The organism is Pseudanabaena sp. CCNP1317 (assembly GCF_034931345.1).
In the GTDB taxonomy this organism is placed as follows: domain Bacteria; phylum Cyanobacteriota; class Cyanobacteriia; order Pseudanabaenales; family Pseudanabaenaceae; genus Pseudanabaena; species Pseudanabaena galeata.
In genome coordinates this window covers 1-2,888 of sequence record NZ_JAYGIF010000038.1, presented here as the reverse complement: position 1 = coordinate 2,888, position 2,888 = coordinate 1, and the positions used below count along the sequence as shown (strand labels likewise).

Below are 2,888 nucleotides of genomic sequence, written 5' to 3'. Positions count from 1 at the left end.
TACGCCCCTAAGCTGATTTTGCATCACACAGACAGATCCCCGACTTTTTTTGTGAATTTGCAAATCCCTTCAGCTTGAGCAGAAAAAGTCGGGGATCTCAAGATTGTTGGCTCTCGCCGATCGCTTGACTCTGCGTTGTGAGGTTTAGGCGTAGCATTACCGTTTAGCGATCGCGATATATGCGTAAATGGTAGCGATAATGCTACGCCCCTAAGCTGATTTTGCATCACACAGACAGATCCCCGACTTTTTTTGTGAATTTGCAAATCCCTTCAGCTTGAGCAGAAAAAGTCGGGGATCTCAAGATTGTTGGCTCTCGCCGATCGCTTGTCTCTGCGTTATGAGGTTTGGGCGATCGCATTACCGTTTGGAGGTTGTGGTGATATGCATAAATGATGGCGGTAATGCTTCACCCCTACGATGATTTTTCCTTCTTCCTTGAAAACTGCATATGGTCGGATCACTTGGATATGTATGTATAATCCTAAACACGCAAATCAGTGATATGGCTATGAATCTACGCTCTCGCTACGGACTGTCGTTGTCGGCTATTTCTCTGATTGTTTGTCCTTTGTTGGTGGCTGTTGTAAATTTTCCAGAGATTGTTTTTGGGACTGAGGTGCGATCAAGTCTGGTGACTCAGGCAACAGGCGATCGTCAAGTAGAAGCAGATCAGTTCTTTAGTCAAGGGATTCGATTATATCAAGGTAAGCAATATCAAGAATCCTTATTAGTATTAGAGCAAGCTTTACGAATCTATCGCGAGATCAAATATCGACAAGGTGAAGGAAAGGCTTTGGGGGTTCTGGGACTTGTTTACAGCGATCTTGGCAAATATGACAAAGCAATTGAATATCAACTGCAAAGATTAGATGTCGCGCGGGAACTCAAAGATCGACGAGGTGAGGCGACAGCACTACAAAACTTAGGTAGCAATTACAATTCTCTCGATAAATATGAGAAAGCGATTGAATACTACTTGAAAAGATTGGACATCACACGAGAACTCAAAAATCGACAGCTTGAGGAACAAACGCTGGGAAGTCTAGGTCGGGCTTACTATTCACTCGGCAAATATGACAAGGCGATTGAGTCCCATTTGCAAAGCTTAGAAATAGCAAGAGAGATCAAAGATCGAATAAGTGAGGGACAGTCCCTCGGAAATCTGGGAAATGCTTACTATGCTCTCGGCAAATATGACAAAGCAATTGAGTTTCATTTGCAACAGTTATCTTTATCAAGGGAAATCAAAAATAGAGATATAGAAGGAATTGCGCTAAGGAATCTGGGAATTGTTTACCGAAATCTCGGCAAATATGACAAAGCGATTGAGTTTCAGTTGCTAAGCTTAGCAATCTCAAGAGAAATCAAAGATCGCAGGGGTGAGGGACAGTCCCTCGGCAATTTGGGAAATGCTTACTCTGATCTCGGCAAATATGACAAAGCGATTGAGTTTCATTTGCTAAGCTTAGCAATCTCAAGGGAAGTTAGAAATCGTATGAGTGAGGGACAATCGCTCGGAAGTCTGGGAGGTACTTACAATTCTCTCGGCAAATACGGCAAGGCGATTGAGGTTCAGTTACAAAGATTAGCGATCGCAAGGGAACTCAAAGATCGACGGGGTGAAATGTATGGGCTTAATAATTTAGCTGTTTCCTACGGGAAACTAAATCGAGATAGAGAAGTAATAATTTCTTTGCAGCAAGCCTTGACCATTGCTAGAGAAACTAGAGATAGAAGTTTTGAACGTCTTGCTCTCGCAAATCTGGGAGGTATATTATCCAGAGCCAAACGTCCCGAACTTGCCATTCTCTTTTATAAACAATCGATTAATATCAGTGAATCCATCCGCAAAGACATCAAAAAACTCGACAAAGACCTCCAACAATCCTATTTAGCCACTGTCGAAAAAACTTATCGCGACCTCGCAGACACCCTCCTCCAACAAAACCGCATCATCGAAGCCCTGCAAGTCCTCGACCTCCTCAAAGTCCAAGAACTCGAAGACTATCTCAAAAACATCAAAGGCAGCGACAGATCCGCACAAGGAGTCAGACTATTAGCACCAGAAAAAGCTCTTAGCGATAAGCTGTTAGCTATTAGCCCTGACAATAGCAAAGACATCAACAATCAACTTGCCAATCAAATCCAACAACTTCCCAAAACCGAAATCAACAAAGTTCCCGACTATCTCAACCAGATCCCACAAGGAACCGTATTACTCTATCCATTCATCCTAGGCGATCGCCTCGAAATCATCCTCTTTGCCCCCAACAACCTCCCCATCCGCCGCACCACCAAAATCTCCCAAGACCAACTAGAAACCTTAATTAGTGACTATAGAGTAGGACTCCTTGATCCGAGTTCTGAAGACTTTAGAGAGCCATCAATCCAACTCTATAACCTCCTGATTAAACCCATCGAAGCCGAACTCGTTCAATTCAACACCAAAACGATTCTCTATGCACCCGATGGACAACTGCGCTACATTCCCATCGCCGCACTCTATGACGGTAAACAATTGTTAGTTGAGAAATACCAGATTAGCAACCTCATCGCCTATACCCTCTCCGACTTTACCCCACCACCCAAAAACGCACCCAACATCCTCGCAGGAGCCTTTGGCGGTAAAGCAGGCGATCGCAAGTTTGGACAAATAGCCTTACCCGCAACCGTCAGAGAAGTCCAAGCGATCGCCAACTCTTTCCAAAACTCAGTCACCCTCATCGAAGAACAATTTAGTCGTAAAGCGATCGAGTCTAAATTTAAAAACCATAATATTCTCCACCTTGCCACCCATGCCGAATTTAATGTTGGCTCTCCCGATCAGTCCTTCATCATCTTCGGCAATGGCGACAAAATCCGTCTCAATGAAATTGCTGATTGGC

At 43.9% G+C, this 2,888-nt stretch carries 3 protein-coding genes; 1 reads left to right on the top strand and 2 read right to left on the bottom strand.

The features are described 5' to 3' along the window. Positions 1-23: 23 nt before the first annotated feature. Positions 24-227 (bottom strand): hypothetical protein, encoded by a 204-nt coding sequence (locus VB775_RS10130; RefSeq protein ID WP_323216760.1) that lies wholly within the window; start codon positions 225-227, stop codon positions 24-26. A gap of 111 nt (positions 228-338) precedes the next feature. Next, on the bottom strand, positions 339-464 hold the full coding sequence (locus tag VB775_RS10125; protein ID WP_323216759.1) for a hypothetical protein: 126 nt from the start codon (positions 462-464) through the stop codon (positions 339-341). Positions 465-511: 47 nt separating this feature from the next. Between VB775_RS10125 and VB775_RS10120 the strand changes: the two genes are divergently transcribed. Beyond that, positions 512-2,888 (top strand): CHAT domain-containing protein (locus VB775_RS10120; RefSeq protein ID WP_323216758.1); only part of this gene is annotated, 2,377 nt, incomplete at its 3' end.

What these genes read in the sequence shown, in the direction of transcription:
- VB775_RS10130 (WP_323216760.1), bottom strand. Translation starts at nt 227, where the DNA reads ATGCAAAATCAGCTTAGGGGCGTAGCATTATCGCTACCATTTACGCAT.